The sequence below is a fragment of the Flavobacterium sp. genome, from assembly GCF_027490375.1.
GTDB lineage: Bacteria > Bacteroidota > Bacteroidia > Flavobacteriales > Flavobacteriaceae > Flavobacterium.
This window is the reverse complement of record NZ_JAIXYH010000033.1, coordinates 64,089-81,188: the sequence shown is the minus strand read 5'-3', so window position 1 is coordinate 81,188 and position 17,100 is coordinate 64,089. Positions and strand designations below refer to the sequence as shown.

Annotated in this window: 14 protein-coding genes; 6 read left to right on the top strand and 8 right to left on the bottom strand. The window is 43.1% G+C overall.

All coding sequences use genetic code 11. From position 1 onward, the window contains the following. Positions 1-206 precede the first annotated feature (206 nt). From Q0064_RS04100 to Q0064_RS04085, 4 genes are all read right to left on the bottom strand, one after another. Positions 207-404 (bottom strand): cold shock domain-containing protein, encoded by a 198-nt coding sequence (locus tag Q0064_RS04100; protein ID WP_094485958.1) that lies wholly within the window; start codon positions 402-404, stop codon positions 207-209. A gap of 95 nt (positions 405-499) precedes the next feature. Then, on the bottom strand, positions 500-2,248 hold the full coding sequence (gene aspS / locus Q0064_RS04095) for an aspartate--tRNA ligase (RefSeq protein ID WP_298144693.1): 1,749 nt from the start codon (positions 2,246-2,248) through the stop codon (positions 500-502). A gap of 404 nt (positions 2,249-2,652) precedes the next feature. Then, the gene (locus tag Q0064_RS04090) at positions 2,653-3,666 is read right to left on the bottom strand and encodes a glycosyltransferase family 9 protein (RefSeq protein ID WP_298144690.1); all 1,014 of its coding nucleotides are present in this window, start codon (positions 3,664-3,666) and stop codon (positions 2,653-2,655) included. A gap of 3 nt (positions 3,667-3,669) precedes the next feature. Continuing rightward, a complete protein-coding gene (locus tag Q0064_RS04085) occupies positions 3,670-4,275 on the bottom strand; it encodes a DUF4254 domain-containing protein (RefSeq protein WP_298144688.1) in 606 nt (201 codons plus the stop codon). Positions 4,276-4,352: 77 nt separating this feature from the next. Between Q0064_RS04085 and upp the strand changes: the two genes are divergently transcribed. Then, positions 4,353-5,006, top strand: coding sequence for a uracil phosphoribosyltransferase (gene upp / locus Q0064_RS04080; RefSeq protein WP_298144685.1), 654 nt, complete (start codon positions 4,353-4,355; stop codon positions 5,004-5,006). Positions 5,007-5,013: 7 nt separating this feature from the next. Here upp and Q0064_RS04075 read toward each other — a convergent pair whose 3' ends face one another. Next, on the bottom strand, positions 5,014-5,937 hold the full coding sequence (locus Q0064_RS04075; protein ID WP_298144683.1) for a DUF6427 family protein: 924 nt from the start codon (positions 5,935-5,937) through the stop codon (positions 5,014-5,016). A gap of 47 nt (positions 5,938-5,984) precedes the next feature. On the opposite strand from Q0064_RS04075, the gene Q0064_RS04070 reads away from it, so the two are divergent. Then, on the top strand, positions 5,985-6,215 hold the full coding sequence (locus Q0064_RS04070; RefSeq protein ID WP_298144680.1) for a uracil phosphoribosyltransferase: 231 nt from the start codon (positions 5,985-5,987) through the stop codon (positions 6,213-6,215). A gap of 17 nt (positions 6,216-6,232) precedes the next feature. On the opposite strand, the gene purD is transcribed toward Q0064_RS04070, so the two are convergent. Continuing rightward, positions 6,233-7,507 carry a phosphoribosylamine--glycine ligase gene (purD, locus tag Q0064_RS04065; protein ID WP_298144677.1) on the bottom strand — a complete coding sequence of 425 codons (1,275 nt, stop codon included), beginning with the start codon at positions 7,505-7,507 and terminating at the stop codon, positions 6,233-6,235. A 95-nt stretch (positions 7,508-7,602) separates the two neighbouring features. Here purD and Q0064_RS04060 point away from each other — a divergent pair, with 95 nt between their 5' ends. After that, complete coding sequence (locus Q0064_RS04060; RefSeq protein ID WP_298144674.1) at positions 7,603-8,913, top strand: phenylacetate--CoA ligase family protein; 1,311 nt, start codon at positions 7,603-7,605, stop codon at positions 8,911-8,913. 1,060 nt (positions 8,914-9,973) lie between these two features. Here the strand turns inward: Q0064_RS04060 and Q0064_RS04055 are convergent. Then, entirely contained in the window at positions 9,974-10,399 is a 426-nt protein-coding gene (locus Q0064_RS04055; RefSeq protein ID WP_298144671.1) for a PH domain-containing protein, read from the bottom strand. Between the two features lie 144 nt (positions 10,400-10,543). Beyond that, entirely contained in the window at positions 10,544-12,556 is a 2,013-nt protein-coding gene (locus Q0064_RS04050) for a M13 family metallopeptidase (RefSeq protein WP_298144668.1), read from the bottom strand. A 165-nt stretch (positions 12,557-12,721) separates the two neighbouring features. Here Q0064_RS04050 and Q0064_RS04045 point away from each other — a divergent pair, with 165 nt between their 5' ends. From Q0064_RS04045 to Q0064_RS04035, 3 genes are all read left to right on the top strand, one after another. Then, positions 12,722-13,348 carry an SCO family protein gene (locus Q0064_RS04045; RefSeq protein ID WP_298144703.1) on the top strand — a complete coding sequence of 209 codons (627 nt, stop codon included), beginning with the start codon at positions 12,722-12,724 and terminating at the stop codon, positions 13,346-13,348. A gap of 65 nt (positions 13,349-13,413) precedes the next feature. After that, a complete protein-coding gene (locus tag Q0064_RS04040; RefSeq protein ID WP_298144665.1) occupies positions 13,414-15,675 on the top strand; it encodes a helix-turn-helix domain-containing protein in 2,262 nt (753 codons plus the stop codon). A 275-nt stretch (positions 15,676-15,950) separates the two neighbouring features. Beyond that, entirely contained in the window at positions 15,951-17,099 is a 1,149-nt protein-coding gene (locus tag Q0064_RS04035) for a DNA polymerase III subunit (RefSeq protein WP_298144662.1), read from the top strand. Position 17,100 lies beyond the last annotated feature (1 nt).

The window sequence follows — 17,100 nt, the reverse complement described above, 5'->3', positions numbered from 1 at the left end:
TTATTCGCTGCATTGATTGCCTATAATTTCAACGACAAAAAACCTTCCCTAAAGATGAACTTCGTTGACACAAAACAACTGTATTTACCATTGTAGTTATATCGAACTCACGTTATTTAAATGATTTCTAACTTTGATTTTTATATCGAACTCACGTTAAATAAAAAAACGCCCGAAGGCGTTTTTAAAAATCGTAAACTTTATGTTTAGTCAACTGCAGTTACTTGTGCTGCAACTTTTCCTTTTCGTCCTTCTTCTTCCTCGTAAGATACACGATCACCTTGTTGAAGACCATCAGTTGAAATTCCTGTTGCATGAACAAAAATGTCTTGACCTGTTTCTTCATCGGTAATGAATCCGTAACCTTTTGATTCGTTAAAAAACTTTACTGTACCTGTACGCATTGTAAAAAAATATGAGATTATGCGCCAAAGGTAACCTTATTTGGTATGCAAACGCTAAAACCTGTTAAATATTTGTAAAAAAATCTATCGGTATCTTATAATGTGTTACTGATATACAACTCCTTAAGCTGCTTCTCATCAATAACCGCAGGCGCGTCGATCATCACATCACGGCCAGCGTTGTTTTTCGGGAACGCAATGAAATCGCGAATCGTTTCTTGTCCGCCTAAAATGGCAACCAATCGGTCTAAACCAAAAGCCAAACCTCCATGTGGCGGAGCTCCGTACTGAAACGCATCCATCAAGAAACCAAATTGGTTGTAAGCTTCTTCTTCCGTAAAGCCCAAGTATTTAAACATCAACGCCTGTGTGGCTTTATCGTGAATTCTAATCGATCCGCCGCCAATTTCATTACCGTTCAAAACCATATCGTAAGCATTGGCACGTACTTTTCCAGGTTCAGTTGCCAACAACGCAATATCTTCGGGCTTAGGAGACGTAAACGGATGGTGCATCGCGTGGTAACGACCCGTTTCTTCATCCAGTTCCAACAACGGAAAATCAACCACCCAAAGTGGTGCAAACTCATCGGGCTTGCGCAAACCTAATCGAGTGGCTAACTCCATACGCAATGCCGAAAGTTGCGAACGCGTTTTGTCGGCCGTGCCCGAAAGTATAAAAATCATATCGCCAGCCTGAGCACCTGTTGCTGCCGCCCATTGCTGTAAATCGGCTTGATCGTAAAATTTATCCACGCTCGATTTAAACGTACCGTCGGCGTTGCATTTCACGTAAACCATACCCGAAGCGCCAATCTGCGGACGTTTCACCCATTCTATCAACGCATCTATTTCCTTACGAGTCAATTCCCCGCAATTCGGCGCAGCAATCCCAACCACTAACTCCGCCGAATTAAATACGCCAAACTCTTTGTGCTGCGCTACGGCATTGAGCTCGCCGAATTTCATACCAAAACGTATATCCGGCTTGTCGTTTCCGTAGGTTTTCATCGCGTAATCGTAGGTCATACGCGGAAATTCAGCCACGTCAATTCCTTTGATTTCTTTCAACAAATGACGCGTTAATCCTTCAAAAACATTCAAAATATCTTCTTGTTCCACAAACGCCATTTCACAGTCAATTTGTGTGAATTCCGGCTGTCTGTCGGCACGTAAATCCTCATCTCTAAAGCACTTCACAATCTGGAAGTACTTGTCCATACCGCCCACCATCAACAATTGTTTAAAAGTTTGTGGCGATTGCGGCAAGGCGTAAAATTGTCCGGGATTCATCCGACTGGGCACCACAAAATCGCGCGCACCTTCGGGAGTCGATTTAATTAAATACGGCGTTTCCACTTCGCAAAATCCTTTGGCCGACAAGTAATTACGCACTTCCATAGTTACTTTGTGGCGAAACAACAAACTGTTTTTCACCGGATTTCGGCGAATATCAAGGTAACGAAACTTCATCCGAATGTCTTCTCCACCGTCGGTTTCGTCTTCAATAGTAAATGGCGGCGTAATCGATGCGTTTAAAATGCGCAGTTCGGTAACCAACAATTCTATGTCGCCTGTGGGCATATTCGGATTTTTAGCTTCGCGTTCGATAACCGTACCTGTAGCTTGAATTACGAATTCACGCCCGAGGGTTTTCGCCAAAGTAAATACTTGTGCATCAGTTCGACTCTCATCAAAAACCAATTGCGTGATGCCGTAACGATCGCGCAAATCGACCCAATTCATAAATCCTTTGTCTCTCGATTTCTGAACCCAACCGGCTAAAGTTACGGTTTGGTTAACGTGTTGCAGGCTTAATTCACCACAGGTATGCGTTCTGTACATGCTTAAAAATTTGGCTGCAAATTTAGAGAAAAGACTGCTGTTTTTAGGTGTACAATAGCTCGAATCTTCTTTTTCTTTTGGGGGCGTCCTGCCCGCGAGTACTGGAAATCTATGAAGCGGGCAGGTCGGGCTGTACGTTTCAATCTGTTCTGCGCCATAAATGGAAGCGCAAAACAGGATTTCCACTGCCATCCCTCACGCAAAATCGTGCCTGAACGTTAGTGAATGAGAATTGTAAGTACCAATAAATTAATTGATAATACATTTAAACAAAATTTTGATTTGCAGTTTTTTACACGTGGTAATATTGCAATATTACGTTTAAATTTTCGCAAAGCCGTATAAACTCATTAACTCCATTTTCTGAGACCTCTGTTATTCTGTGAGAAAAAAGCGGAAGTAACTTAAGAAAGCAAGTGCAATAAGCGCTCTACTACTTTTTCCGGCGCTATACTGTCAATGGCACGGGCATAGTCTGGGGGATATTTGCCTCCGTATATCGAAGTCGGAATTTTCGGGAAACGCGTCAGATCGGCAGTTAATTGATTCTCATCGGTTTGTAAAAATGGTTTAAAACCCGCATCAGGATGCGTAACACCCCAAAGTGTAACCACCGGAACACCGTACAAGGCCGCTAAATGTCCGTTTGCCGAATCCATACTCAACATAACATCCAAACAACTGATAAGAGCCAATTCCTCTCGAAAAGATAAGGCACCTGCTGCAATACGAATCCGATTTTCATCTGATCTTATTTCCTGCAAAACCGCTAACTCCGATTTGCTTCCAAAAAGAATCACCTCAGCAACCGACAGTTCAAGCACTCCTCGAATAACCGATTTTAGCAAATCCAAATCGTACACTTTAGAAGCGTGTTGCGCAAACGGAGCTATACCGACCTTTCGATTGGCAGAAGAAAATTCCTGGGGAATACTTCGTTTTGGCAACGGCTGTAAATCAGCATGACCAATGGTAAAGTTCAATTGCTGTAAGACTTCAAGTTGCCTATCGAAAACCGTCGGAATCGGAAAACGACCGTTTCCAGCCGTGAGCTTTCGTTTTAGCGCACGTGCCTTATCGATAGCTGCCGTTTGGATTCCGCTTCCCTTAAGAAAAAAACGAAGCAGCTTCGATCGAAACACTTGATGAAAATCTGCAAAATGCGTTATCTCTAAAGCGCGAAGCTTCCTTTGTAACTTCCACAATCCGAGAATGCTTCCATCCCTTGTTTTATCGAATGCAATAAAATTACAATTCGGAATTTCCTGGAAAAGTGGTTCGGCAAAAGCAATGCTAATTACACTGATGCGTAAATCGGGATATTTCTCGCGAACGGCTTTAATCGCTGGCACGCACATAGCAATATCGCCCAAAGCCGAAATTCGGAAAAAGGCAATATGCGGCACGGTCGATTTCAATTTTTATTTCTTGGCTTGGTAAAGAACCGGGTTCAAGTCGTCGTCGTTGTACATTTTCATTTGCTTGTACACTTTCATGAACTTTTTACCTTGTTCGATATCGGAAAGTAAGTCGTCGATTGCGGTCGACAAGTCGGTGCGTTGCTCCAACAAAACATTGAGTTTTTCCTGACACTTGGCACGGTGTTCCGCGCTAGCATCAGCACGCTCAGCTTCTTCACGCATGTGGAAAATTTTCAAAGCTAGAATAGACAAACGATCAAACGCCCACGCCGGACTCTCACTGTTAATTTTAGCGTCGCTGTTCGGACTCACGTCTGCGTATTTTTGAAGAAAGTAACTATCAATGTACTCTACAACATCAGTTCTTTCTTGATTGGATGCATCAATCTTGCGTTTCAAAACCAAAGCAGCTACAGGATCAATTTGCGGATCGCGGATGATATCTTCATAATGCCATTGTACCGTGTCAATCCAATTTTTCATGTACAATAAATGTTCGAACTGATCTTTCGGATACGGATTGGCGATCGGCTGATCTACACTGTCGTATTTGTGGTAATCGGCAATACTTTGTTCGAATACGGCATTTGCTAGTTTTGAAAACATAGGTTCAAGAATTTAAAGTGCAAAGATACTTTTTATACTTTTATCCGCGCACAAATTAGCTTGCGCAAATAAAGCTTATGAAAATCCGAAATTTATCCGAGCAGAATTCTGTTTTACATCAATTTATGAGCGAGTTACGCGCCGTAGATGTGCAAACCGACCGCATGCGTTTTCGCAAAAACATAGAGCGTATCGGAACTTTATTGGCGTTCGAAATTTCGAAATCACTCGAGTACGTACCGAATACTGTACTCACACCCTTGGGCGAAAAACACAGTTTCCGCTTGGCAAAACCTGTCGTAATTGCTAGTATTTTGCGGGCGGGGATTCCGTTACATGCGGGCTTACTCGACGTGTTCGACCAAGCGGAAAGCGGTTTCATTTCAGCGTATCGCGCTTACAGTGAGGATCACGGTTCGTTCGAAATTAAAGTAGAATATCAAGCCATTCCCGACTTGAACAACAAAATTCTAATACTCGCCGATCCGATGTTGGCAACCGGACGCTCCCTACTTGCTTGCTGCGAAAAATTGCTAGAAGAAATGAAACCCGCCGAATTACATATTGCCGCGGTAATTGCTGCGCCGGAAGGAATCGACTATCTGCAAAAGCACTTGCCCGAAAATACGACACTTTGGATTGGCGAAATAGATGAGGCGTTAAACGCTCAGAATTACATCGTGCCGGGCTTAGGCGATGCCGGCGATTTAGCCTTTGGTCCGAAACTGTAGTTTGTGGTTATAACTGCCAAAAAAAGAAGGTAACTGCCGAGATAACTAACAGCCACACGGCAATTTCTTTAATCCATTTACCGGTCATTTCTTCAACAAAACTCGCCGTCATTACCGCAAGAGGAAATACGGTAAACAACAGTAAATCGTTTGCTTTTGCTGTTGAAAAAACGAAAATTAAACCGCCAATACAAAACGAAAAAAGTACTTTTTTGTAGGCGGCGTGTAGAATAAGGGGTTTTCCGCTTAACGACAAAAGCTGGGCTAAAAACAAAATGCAGGCAAAAGCCGTAAAAGCTGAAAGTGCTGCATTTTGAGAAACTTCCTGAAAATAATCAAACGATAAATCGACTACCGCATTAGTGTAGAAGTAAGAAATCGGATTGAAATCGCTGAAATAATGAACCATGCCCGCGAAAATCAACGCGGTAATTACTCCGAAGTACGGCAAAATCCAATTCCGGTAATCGCGCGATACGTGCAGTACAATCGATACAAAAACGATAAACAAATAGAGTACACACCAAAACTGAAACAAAGCCGCTACGCTTATCCACAAAGCGGCATCGAAGATTTTTTCTTTCGGAGCCAGCAACGATTGCATCGAAATAAGTCGGCGCAAGGCAAGTAGTATAAAAAAATGCGCTATCAAAATATTGAGATCGCGCAGAGCTTCGGGAATAAACAACACGAAAACAGCCGCAAATAGAATGGGAAATGTATTTTCCTTGCTTACACTGTTTCTTTTAGTTATAAAGTTGATCAACAGCAAACTAAGCAACCAGAGAATGCTACAACTTATTTGTTGTACCACAGCACTAACTTCAATTTTCGCATCTGCCTGAAAAGCCATGATCGAGCTGCCCAAAGCCAAACAAGCAACAATCAAATAATTGAGCGGTCTCGATTTGCTAAAAAGTGTTGTAATCATTAAAGTATTTTATACTTTTGCTTGGTAAATATAACATATAGACACAGATGAAAGCATTTTGGGAAGGGATTCAAACATTTTTTGTTGATTTTCTATTTGTTCCACTTGATGGCCTTAGAAGTTTAGAGCTTAGCTACTGGAGTTTAGCAAACATCATAAACTGGATTTTTATGGCTGTTTGCGTTCGTTACACGTATTACTGGATTAAGCAGTTGCAGTTGCACAAAGCAAACAACGAAGAAAATCAAGATACTACTGCACACTCGTTCTTGAAATAAAAACGAATCGGTAAAGATTACAACAAATCCTTACCGATATCCGTTCTATAATACATCTTATCAAAATGAAGTTTTTCGACATTTTGATAAGATTTTTTTATGGCCTCAGGCAAATCATCAGCCAACGCCGTTACTGCTAAAACCCGACCGCCATTGGTAAGCACTTTCTCGTCGTGGAGTGCAGTGCCAGCATGAAACGCCAGCGCCTCCGTTATTTTATCGATTCCGGATATTTCAAACCCTTTATCGTAAGCTTCCGGATAGCCTCCTGCAACCGTCATTACAGTTACCGCGGTGCGCGAATCTACTTGTAGTTCGTAATTTTCCAAAGTCTGGGTCGATACCGCTTGAAATAGTTCCACCAAATCAGAGCTAATTCTTGGCAACACAACTTCAGTTTCCGGATCGCCCATACGTACGTTATATTCAATAACAAACGGATTTCCACCCACATTTATCAATCCGATGAAAACAAACCCGCGATACACAATACCGTCTGAATTTAAACCCGCAACCGTTGGTTTTACGATGCGTTCCACGATTTTCGATTCTAACTCGGCGTCGATAAACGAAACCGGCGAAACTGCTCCCATACCGCCTGTGTTTAAACCCGTATCTCCAACGCCAATGCGCTTGTAATCTTTCGCAAAAGGTAAAATTTTAAACGACTTTCCGTCGGTTACCACAAAACAACTCATTTCAATTCCGTCGAGAAATTCCTCGATAACCACTTTAGCACTCGCGGCTCCAAACTTACTGTCGAGCAACATACTTCGCAATTCTGCTTTGGCATCGTCTAAATTCTCGAGGATCACCACACCTTTTCCAGCGGCAAGTCCGTCGGCTTTTAAAACGTAAGGCGGCAACATTCCTTCCAAAAATGAGAGTCCGTTGTCGATGGTTTCCGCAGTAAAACTTCCGTACTGCGCCGTCGGAATGTGGTGCTTTTGCAGAAATTTCTTGGCAAATTCCTTACTTCCTTCGAGTTGCGCGCCGTTTTGCGACGGTCCAATCACAGCAATATGCTTTAGCGAATCGGTTTCCGAAAAGTAATCGTAAACGCCCTTAACTAAAGGATCTTCTGGTCCGACAACCAGCATTTTTACGTCGTTTTCCAAACAGAAGCTTGCTATTTTTGGAAAATCGGTTGGAGCAATAGCAACGTTTTCGGCACAGCTGGCCGTTCCTGCGTTTCCAGGCGCCACAAATAATTTGCTGCAAAGTGATGATTGTGTGATTTTGTATGCGAAAGCATGCTCTCTTCCGCCAGAACCCAATAGTAAAATGTTCATGTTGTTGTGTTTCGTAGTCGCGCAAAAGTACTGCGTTTTTAGAAAAATGCGACAGCTAAATCCGATTTGATTACTTTTGATACAAACAAAAACACGTGACCGGTTTAGCTGATTTATCGCTCGAATGGCTGGGTTTTCCTTTGCAGAAAGCACAAAAAGATTTGCAACAATTTGAGCGTGAACTCGCTGAAAATGCCGCGGAATACCAGCGCAAAAAAGCTGCGGAAATTCTGGAATTTCATCTGAAAAACAATGCCTACTATCGAGAACTGTTCGAAAAAGCAAACGCAACTAGTTTCCACGAGGCACCCATTCTTACCAAAACCGATTTCCAACAACCACTAGCCAAGCGGTTGAGTGCAGGATTTACAACTAAAAACGTGTACGTCAACAAAACCAGCGGATCGAGTGGCGAACCTTTTATTTTTGCCAAAGACAAGTATTGTCACGCACTAACTTGGGCATACATCAAGCAGCAATTCGGCGCGCACGGAATCGATTTTAACCGCGATTTACAGGCACGCTTTTACGGAATTCCGTTAGAAGGTTTGCCGAAACGGAAAGAAGAAGTCAAAGATTTTTTGATGCACCGACGCCGATTTCCGGTTTTCGATTTGTCGGATCGTGTTTTGGAAACCTATCTGGCACGATTTCGGAAGTCGGCATTTGCGTATGTGAATGGTTACACCTCGTCGTTACTGCTGTTTGCGAAGTATTTAGCGAAAAAAGAGGTGGTTTTAAAAGACGTTTGTTCGACCTTGAAAGCCGTTTTTACAACATCGGAAATGCTGTTTGAAAGCGATAGGCAGTTTATGGAACGTGCTTTTGGTGTGCCCATTGTAAACGAATACGGCGCAAGCGAGCTGGATTTAATTGCGTTTGAAAATCCGTCGGGCGTTTGGAAAATCAATCAGACTACTCTATTGGTCGAAATTTTGAATGAACGCAACGAGGTTTTGCCTTACGGCGAAGCGGGAAAAATTGTGATTACTGCCCTATACAACCGTGCTCATCCGTTTATTCGTTATGATATTGGCGATAACGGTATTTTGGATTTCGACCAACAAACGCAAACCCTATTTTTGAAACAGCTTACGGGTCGCACTAACGACATTGCGGTTTTGCCCAGTGGGAAAACTACGCCCGGACTCACGTTTTACTACGTCACCAAAAGTATTATTCAAGATCAAGCCAAGGTGAAGGAATTTGTGATTAAGCAAACAAATGTGGATAGTTTTACCATTGAATACGTTGCCAGCGAGCCGCTATCTGAAACCGAAAAAGCAGAAATCATTGCTGCAAACGGGCGCTATCTGGAATCGGGTTTACATTTTACTTTCGTGCAAAAAACTGCTCTAGAACGTTCGCGCAGTGGAAAGTTGAAACAGTTTTCGGTTGAGTTTTAATTAAAGATATCGTTCCGTTTTAAAAAAAGGCTTGGGAAGTAAGGAATTAAATAGGAGTGATAAGACTTTGATGATTTCACCAATTAACGTGTCGTTTTTTTGGAAACTAGTCCCCATAGCTATCGGGATAGTTCCGATAGCTATCGGAAACGATTAATTCACTACTTAACGTATCGTTTTGCCAAACCGAACCCACCGCCGTCGGAGCCTGAGCTTGTCGAAGGCTAACTGCAAAGATTTTTTAGTATTAAGATTTGAGTATTAAGACGTCGCTACGTTCACCATTTTACGTATCGTTTTGCCCAACTTAACCCGCAATTCGTAGGTGCCTGAGCTTGTCGGAGGCGGCAAGTCAAAGGCGGCGAGTTGAAGGCTAATGCATTTTTTTTGTTGGCTTGACACGTTCTGTGTTTTCCTCAACAGTTCTACATTCCGAAATAATCTGTGAGCTTCGGTGTTTTCTGTGCGCTATAAAAGCTGGTGCCTGAGCGGGTCAAAGGCGGCGTATTGAAGGGTTAACCGCAAAGGACGCGAAGATTTACGCAAAGGTCGCAAAGCGGAATTTTTGCAGTATTGAGATTTGAGTATTAATACTGCGTGACGTTCACCATTTTACGTATCGTTTTAGGGGAAGCTAGTCCCGATAGCTATCGGAAACGATTAATTCACCACTTAACGTGTTGTTTTGCCCGTCTGAACCCGCGAATCGTCTGGGGTTGGGCGTGTCGAAGGCTGAATTTCTTTTTTATTTGGGCAGCATTTCCGGCTTTCGGCTGTATCTTTTTATTCCGCTTCGCTCCAAAAAAAGGATGCCGCCTCTATCCGGGCTGCGAAAATCGTTACCGAGAAATGGATGATTGAGCGTGGCGAAAGCGGCGTTGTGTACATTGCGAAAAACCTTGAGAAACATTGTGCTCCTTCGATACCTGAGCCTGTCAAAGGCGGGTGCTTGAGCCTGTCGAAGGCGGATGCCTGAGCCTGTCGAAGGCAGCGTCTAAAGGCGACAATGTGAAATATCTTGAGGAAGATTGTGCTGCTTTCAGAAGCGTTCCGCTGGCGTTTACTCCCTTTTCGGATTGTAGAAAATATTCGGATTTCGTGCGAGAAGCTCGGCGATAAACTGATCTTGGTTTTGTGGTGAAATCAAAATATCGTCGAATTTATTATAACGAACGCGCAAACGGTTTAAGCTTAATGCGGGCGAACTTGTGAGATCGCGCGTTCGACGCAGCTCGCGAATGTTATCGATGGGAATTTTCAAATTGTATAAAAACAAACATTTGATTTGCAGCTGTGTGTGGGTTATTCGGTATTCGAGCTTTAACGAAAGCATCAAAATGAAAAGAAAAAAACCGCCACTTAAAAAGACATTGAAATAACCAATGCCTTCAAAGATTGCGGCAAGTGTACAAGCTGCAAAAAGCACTATAACCAAAGGAAGAATAAACCCTTTTCTCGATTTGAACGAAATGTAATTGGTTTCCATAATTTCAAATTTAGAGACGTTTTTCTGCGCGACCGGTTGTAGCGGCAGCCCACAGCCCCAAGGTTTCCTTGGGGCGAGGACTACAGCGGAAAACGGGACGGCAAAACCGCAATTTTTTCCACTAATTAGTTTTGCCGGCGCGCCCTACCAAATCTTAACGCGCTGATCAGGAGCTAAATACATGCCATCTCCGGGTTTCACATCGAACGCTTTGTAAAATGCATCGACGTTCATCAATGGCACATAAGCGCGGTACTGGCCCGGCGAATGCGGATCGGTTTTCACCATATTTTTCATGGCCTCGTCGCGCATTTTCGAACGCCAAATCGTTGCCCAAGAGATGAAAAACCGTTGTTCTGGCGTAAAACCATCGATATTTGCCGGGCGACCTTGTTGCTGTAAGTGCAGCTGCAAACCGTCGTACGCCGCGCTAACACCACCTAAATCTCCGATATTTTCACCTAAAGTAAATTTCCCGTCTACGAACGTTCCAGGAATAGGCTCTAACTTACTGTACTGATCGGCTAAAGCTCCCGTGAGCGCTGTAAATTGTTTTAAATCTTCGGGTGTCCACCAATCCACCAAATTACCTTCAGCGTTGTAACGCGCTCCCGAATCGTCGAATCCGTGCGAAATTTCGTGACCAATAACAGCACCAATTCCGCCGTAATTCACTGCTTCATCGGCTTTATAGTCGTAAAAAGGCGGCTGCAAAATAGCGGCAGGAAACACAATTTCGTTATACGACGGATTGTAGTACGCATTCACTGTTTGAGGCGACATGCCCCAGCGGTCTTTATCAACCGGCTTTTGCAAATCGGCTACATTTTCAGCATAACGCCAACGCGCTAATGCTAAACTGTTTTCAAAGTAGGTTCCGCCATTTTCGGGCGCTTTAACGACCAATGCGCTATAATCTTTCCATTTGTCGGGATAACCAATTTTTACGCGGCTTTTTTCGAGTTTGGCAATAGCGCTTTTACGTGTTTCGGCCGACATCCACGGCAAATTATTGATTCGGTTTTCAAAAGCTTTAATCACATTCGCGATCATTTTCTGCGCTTTTGCTTTTGCTTCCGGTGGGAATTTTTTCTCTACGTACAGTTTTCCGAGTGCCTCGCCCAAAGCTCCGTTAACAATTGACAACGCGCGTTCGTCAAGCGGACGTTCTTTAAGTGCGCCAGTTAAGGTTTTACCGTAAAACTCCCAATTTGCGGTTTCTATTGCTTCCGACAATTTTCCAGAATGACGGTTAATGAGCGTCCATTTTAAGTATGCTTTCCAAGCTTCGGTGTTCTTCGCGAGTAAAATGTTGTTGAGCTCTTTCATGAATTTCACCTGCGTAACAATCAGGTTATCGGTATTTATACCTGCTTTTGCCAGATATCCCTTCCAATTCCAAGCGGGCACCAAATTTTGTAATTCGGCAACGGTCATCGGATTATACGACAACCGGCGGTCGCGGCGCTCCACACGTGTAAATTGCGACTCGGCCATGGCGGTTTCAAGTGCCAGAATGTCGGCAGCAGCTTTTTCACTATTTTTTACTCCTGCCATTTGCAGCATTCGCGCTACGTGATTTTTATACTTTTCGCGCTTATCTTTCGAATCGGCTTCTTGCGACACGTAGTAATCGCGATCGGGTAATCCTAAACTACCTGGATAAACTTTTAAAGTGTTTTTATTTGAATCTTTTTCGTCGGCACTAATTCCTATTCCAAAAAAACCACCGCCGCCTATCGGTTCCATTTCTTGTAAATAGTTTTGGAGGTCGGCAACCGATTTGATTTTATCGATTTTCTCGAAAAAAGGTTTTAAGGGTTTAAATCCTTGTGCATTTCGAGTTTTTAAATCCAAAACGCTGCGGTAATACGCCAAGGCTTTTCCTTGATCAGAATCTGCCGCGTACGTATTCGAAGCTAAAGCGTCGTTAATAATTGCCAACATATCCTTGTCGGTATTTTGGCGCAGTTCGTCGAAGCTTCCCCAACGGGTTTTATCGGCTGGGATTTCGGTATTGTCGAGCCATTTCCCGTTAACAAATCTGAAAAAATCTTGTTGAGGAGCTACGTTTCGATCCATCAAATTAAGATTAATTCCCGGAGTTTGAGCCACTGCAAGGCTGCTCATACATAAAAGTGCAATTATATATCTCATAACAATTTGTGATAAAGTAACAAATGTATCTAAACAAGGGTTCACATTCTGTTAAGTTTGTCAAAAAGTGCGGAAATCGTATGGCAATAGGCCTTGCCTTCACGTAATTTTGCAAAAAATTTCGCGGTGAATATCTGGAAGCGTTATCGAATTTTTATCATCAGCATGCTGGTCTTTGCTGCTGTTTTCCTGACAACGGCGTATCAGTTTTTAAAACCGAGCGAGCGACTACCCGTGTTTAGTCCCGCTGATGTAAATCCGGAAATGGTCGATTCAACTGTACAGCACATCGGACGCGCGCACAAGATTGCCGACTGGTCGTTCACAAATCAAAACGGCAAGAAAATCAGTCAGCGTGACTTTGAAGGAAAAATTTATGTTGCCGATTTTTTCTTTTGTACCTGTACTACGATTTGTCCGATTATGACAAAAAATTTAGGAAAAGTACAAGCTTCATTTCGCGATAATCCCGAGGTTTTGTTATTGTCGCACACGGTGATGCCCGACATCGATTCGGTTCCTGTTTTACGGAAATACGCAACCGAAAAAGGCGTGATCGACAACAAGTGGCATTTGGTAACAGGAAAAAAAGAGGACATTTATTACCTCGCACGGAAATCGTATTTGGCCGTAAAAACAGCCAACAGCAGCGAATTATATGATATGGTGCACACCGAAAACTTAATTTTAGTAGATCGTGAGCGACGCATTCGCGGATTTTACGACGGTACAAAAGATGCCGATATTGACCGATTGATTTCGGACATACAATTTTTGCTTACGCAGAAGTAGTTCGTAGCGGAAAAGAAGAAGTTCAGATATAAATAATTATCTTAGCTTTTTTAATACACGCCAAAATGGAAGATTTTTCGCCCGAAGCTCGTTATTTGCTTCGCTTTGTAAATCAAACGAAGTATCCTGTTTTCCTGACTGGAAAAGCCGGTACAGGAAAAACCACACTCCTCAAACACCTCATTAAAACCACGCACAAACACGCGGTAGTTGTAGCGCCCACGGGAATTGCTGCGCTCAATGCGGGCGGCGTTACAATACATTCGCTGTTTCAAATTCCGCCGGCCTTATTTTTACCGACCGACGAACGTACGCATTACCGAACCGACGTAAAAGTGGAAACTCCAAGTACCATTCGGAAGCATTTTCGGATGAATCGCGTAAAAAAAACACTGCTCACTCAACTCGAATTATTGGTAATTGATGAGGTGAGTATGTTGCGACCCGATTTGCTCGACGCCATCGATTTTGCCTTGCGACACACACGAAAAAGTCAGGCCGCTTTTGGTGGTGTTCAGGTACTTTTCATAGGCGATTTACTGCAGTTGCCTCCTGTAATTAAAGATCAGGAATGGCTTTTAATGCAACATTATTACGGCGGGAAATTCTTTTTCGACGCGCGCTGTTTGCAACAATCAACGCCGGTTTATATCGAATTAAAACACATTTATCGGCAGTCTGATCCTACGTTTCTAGAAATTCTTAATAATCTGCGCCACAATACAATAACCAGTGAAAATTTGGCAATTTTAAACAAACATGTTGTTGCCGATCGCAATTTAAAAGCAGCGAAAAACGCCATTTTACTCACCACACATAATCGAAAAGCCGATGTGGTGAACGAGTCGGAATTAGCAGAAATAAAAAGCAAAGAATTTCAATTTCGCGCTGAAATTATCGATGATTTCCCAGATCGTTTATATCCCATTCCCGAAATTTTGAGTTTGAAAGTCGGCGCCCGAGTCATGTTCATCAAAAACGATATGGCGCCGAATAAAAGATATTTCAACGGCAAAATGGCAACGGTTACTTTTTTATCGAGCGTTGAAATTAAAGTGGTTTGCGACGACAGCGACGAAACGATCGACGTGGAGCGCTTCGAGTGGCAAAACATGAAATACGAGCTGAACGACAACCGTGAAATTAAAGAAACGGTTATCGGAACTTTTACACATTTCCCGCTAAAATTGGCGTGGGCAATCACTGTGCATAAAAGCCAAGGCTTAACCTTCGACCGCGCGGTTGTCGACGTAGCCGATGTTTTTCAACCGGGCCAAGCCTACGTAGCCTTATCGCGTATTCGGAGTTTAGAAGGTGTAATGTTATTGAGTCCGCTGCAATTCAACGGCATTGAAAACGATAAAAGCGTTGAGGCGTACACCACTGCTCAACCCGGAACTGAGCACCTCGCCGGACATTTGGAGCACGCGCGAAAAGTGTATTTGCTTGAATTTTTACAAGCCGTATTCGATTTTTCGGTGTTGGAAAAAGCACTAGGCGAATTTCAGTTTCAATTTGCGATGGGTGTAAAAACGGCCGAAACCTTGCTCGGCGTTTGGGCAAAACAATCGTACAAACGTTGTTTGGAAATGGGTGCTCCCGCAGCGCAATTTCGGCGTCAAATTCACAGTATCCTTGCGGCCGAAGCAGTCGACGAATCGTTTTTGAAAGAACGTGTTCGAAAGGCATTCCAGTACTTTTTTGCTTTCGCGGAAGAAATAAGTGTGGGATTGTATGATAATTTGATTCTAACGTCAAAACAGAAGAAATCTAAAGAAGTGAATCAAGCTTTAGTAGAATTGGAGGACGTGTTTTTGAATACGGTTTATAAGCTTTTCAAAGCCCGACAATATGCTGATTTAGGTGAAGAAGCCGAATGGACCAAAGAAAGTTTGCTCGGTGAATCGTTCAAAGATTACGCACGTAAAAATTGGATTGCTGCTCGAGAACGATTGCAAGCAGTTTCGCTCGTGGCGGAAGATGAAGAAGTCGATTATCCACAAAAGAAAAAAACCAAACAAAAGCCGGATACGGTAAATGAAACATACTTGTTGGTCAGCGAGGGTTTGGCCATTGCAGACATCGCCGCGGCTCGGAAACTCTCGCCAAATACCATCTACAACCACATTTCTAAGCTAATTGCGCAAGGAAAGTGCAACATTTCCGATTTTCTACCTGAAGATCAGCAACAAAGACTTGCAGTTTTGTTCGAAACTTACGACTCAAGTACTGGATTATCGCCGCTTCGGGAAGCCTCAAACAACGAGTTTTCTTGGGAAGAACTGAGGCTTTATAAAGGCTATCTCGAATCGCAACAAACGATTTAGTGCGCTTTACGCTGATAAATCTTCAACAAGTTTACTGCAAATCATTTGCTGAAATCTGCGGAAAACATCAATTTTCATCTACAGAAATGAATGCTGCACAATTGGAATACATATAAAAAGTAACAAATTTTACGGGCTTCTCTTTTGGATCCGTGCATTTTGTGATCGTTAACGGCGTGTAGACATAATTTGAGCGAAAGCGTAAAAAGGAATATCTACGACCGATTTCAGACGGCGAACTGTGCAGAATACTTCTGCAAAACTTATATTTGCGTATGCTATTTTCATCCATTCCCGGTCACGAACACTTAAAAAAGCAACTGGTTCACAGTGCGAAAAACGGCCGCATTGCCCACACGCAACTGTTTATCGGCCCTGAAGGCAGCGGAACTTTGCCCATGGCACTTGCCTATGCGCGCTACTTGCTATGCAACAATGCGGGTTTTGAAAACGAAGGCGGAAACAGCAGCTGTAATTCGAAAGTGGCTAGTTTGCAACATCCAGATTTGCACTTTTATTTCCCAACACCCTCAGGAACTGCTGGCAGTAAAGCGATGAGTTCGGAAGAGCTGTATCCGGAATGGCGACAGTTTCTTCACGAGCGTCCGTTTGGTTCTCTTGCCGAATGGTTTACGCATGCGGGTGGCGACGGTAAGCAGGGAGAAATTCGAGCTACTGATGCCGATTCGATTGCACGCGTGATCGGGATGAAATCGTACGAAGGTGGAAAAAAAGTATTGATTGTTTGGCGAGCCGAACTTATGAATAACAGTACAGCCAATAAGCTGTTGAAGATTCTCGAAGAACCATCAGACGATACATTCATCATTTTATTGGTTGAAAATCCCGACGAATTATTGCCAACTGTACGTTCCCGTTGTCAGGAAATTGAATTCCGACCGTTTTCCGAAAGTCAGGTTGTCGATTTTTTAAACGCGCGACTTACGCTCGATACCGCAAAGGTGAAAATGTTGGCAGCTCGATCGCAAGGAAACTTGAGCAAGGCGTTGTTATTGGCAGAAGAGAACGATGCCGAATTAGAGTTTGAAAAATGGTTTGTCGATTGGGTTCGCGCGGCTTTTTCGGCCAAAGGAAATCCGGGTGCAATTAAAAGTCTGATTTCATGGAGTGAAGATTTAGCCGGTATTGGTCGCGAGCGCCAAAAACGTTTTTTGAGTTTTTGTGCCGAAATGTTCCGACAAGCGTTGTTAACTAATTACGGCGCCGGTTCATTGACGTATATTGTTCCTGAATACGGGAATTTTAAACTAGAGAAGTTTGCTCCTTTTGTTCACGGCGGAAATATCGTTGGTATTTTTCAAGAAATTGAAGACGCCATGTATCACATCGAACGAAACGCCAACGCAAAGATTATTTTTACCGATTTATCAATAAAACTAACTCGTTATATACACGCAAAATAGT

Excerpts from the sequence above, each read along its gene's own strand:
- Q0064_RS04100 (WP_094485958.1), bottom strand. The coding sequence starts at position 404 with ATGCGTACAGGTACAGTAAAGTTTTTTAACGAATCAAAAGGTTACGGA.
- aspS (WP_298144693.1), bottom strand. The coding sequence starts at position 2,248 with ATGTACAGAACGCATACCTGTGGTGAATTAAGCCTGCAACACGTTAAC.
- Q0064_RS04085 (WP_298144688.1), bottom strand. The coding sequence starts at position 4,275 with ATGTTTTCAAAACTAGCAAATGCCGTATTCGAACAAAGTATTGCCGAT.
- upp (WP_298144685.1), top strand. The coding sequence starts at position 4,353 with ATGAAAATCCGAAATTTATCCGAGCAGAATTCTGTTTTACATCAATTT.
- Q0064_RS04075 (WP_298144683.1), bottom strand. The coding sequence starts at position 5,937 with ATGATTACAACACTTTTTAGCAAATCGAGACCGCTCAATTATTTGATT.
- Q0064_RS04070 (WP_298144680.1), top strand. The coding sequence starts at position 5,985 with ATGAAAGCATTTTGGGAAGGGATTCAAACATTTTTTGTTGATTTTCTA.
- purD (WP_298144677.1), bottom strand. The coding sequence starts at position 7,507 with ATGAACATTTTACTATTGGGTTCTGGCGGAAGAGAGCATGCTTTCGCA.
- Q0064_RS04055 (WP_298144671.1), bottom strand. The coding sequence starts at position 10,399 with ATGGAAACCAATTACATTTCGTTCAAATCGAGAAAAGGGTTTATTCTT.
- Q0064_RS04050 (WP_298144668.1), bottom strand. The coding sequence starts at position 12,556 with ATGAGATATATAATTGCACTTTTATGTATGAGCAGCCTTGCAGTGGCT.
- Q0064_RS04045 (WP_298144703.1), top strand. The coding sequence starts at position 12,722 with ATGCTGGTCTTTGCTGCTGTTTTCCTGACAACGGCGTATCAGTTTTTA.
- Q0064_RS04040 (WP_298144665.1), top strand. The coding sequence starts at position 13,414 with ATGGAAGATTTTTCGCCCGAAGCTCGTTATTTGCTTCGCTTTGTAAAT.
- Q0064_RS04035 (WP_298144662.1), top strand. The coding sequence starts at position 15,951 with ATGCTATTTTCATCCATTCCCGGTCACGAACACTTAAAAAAGCAACTG.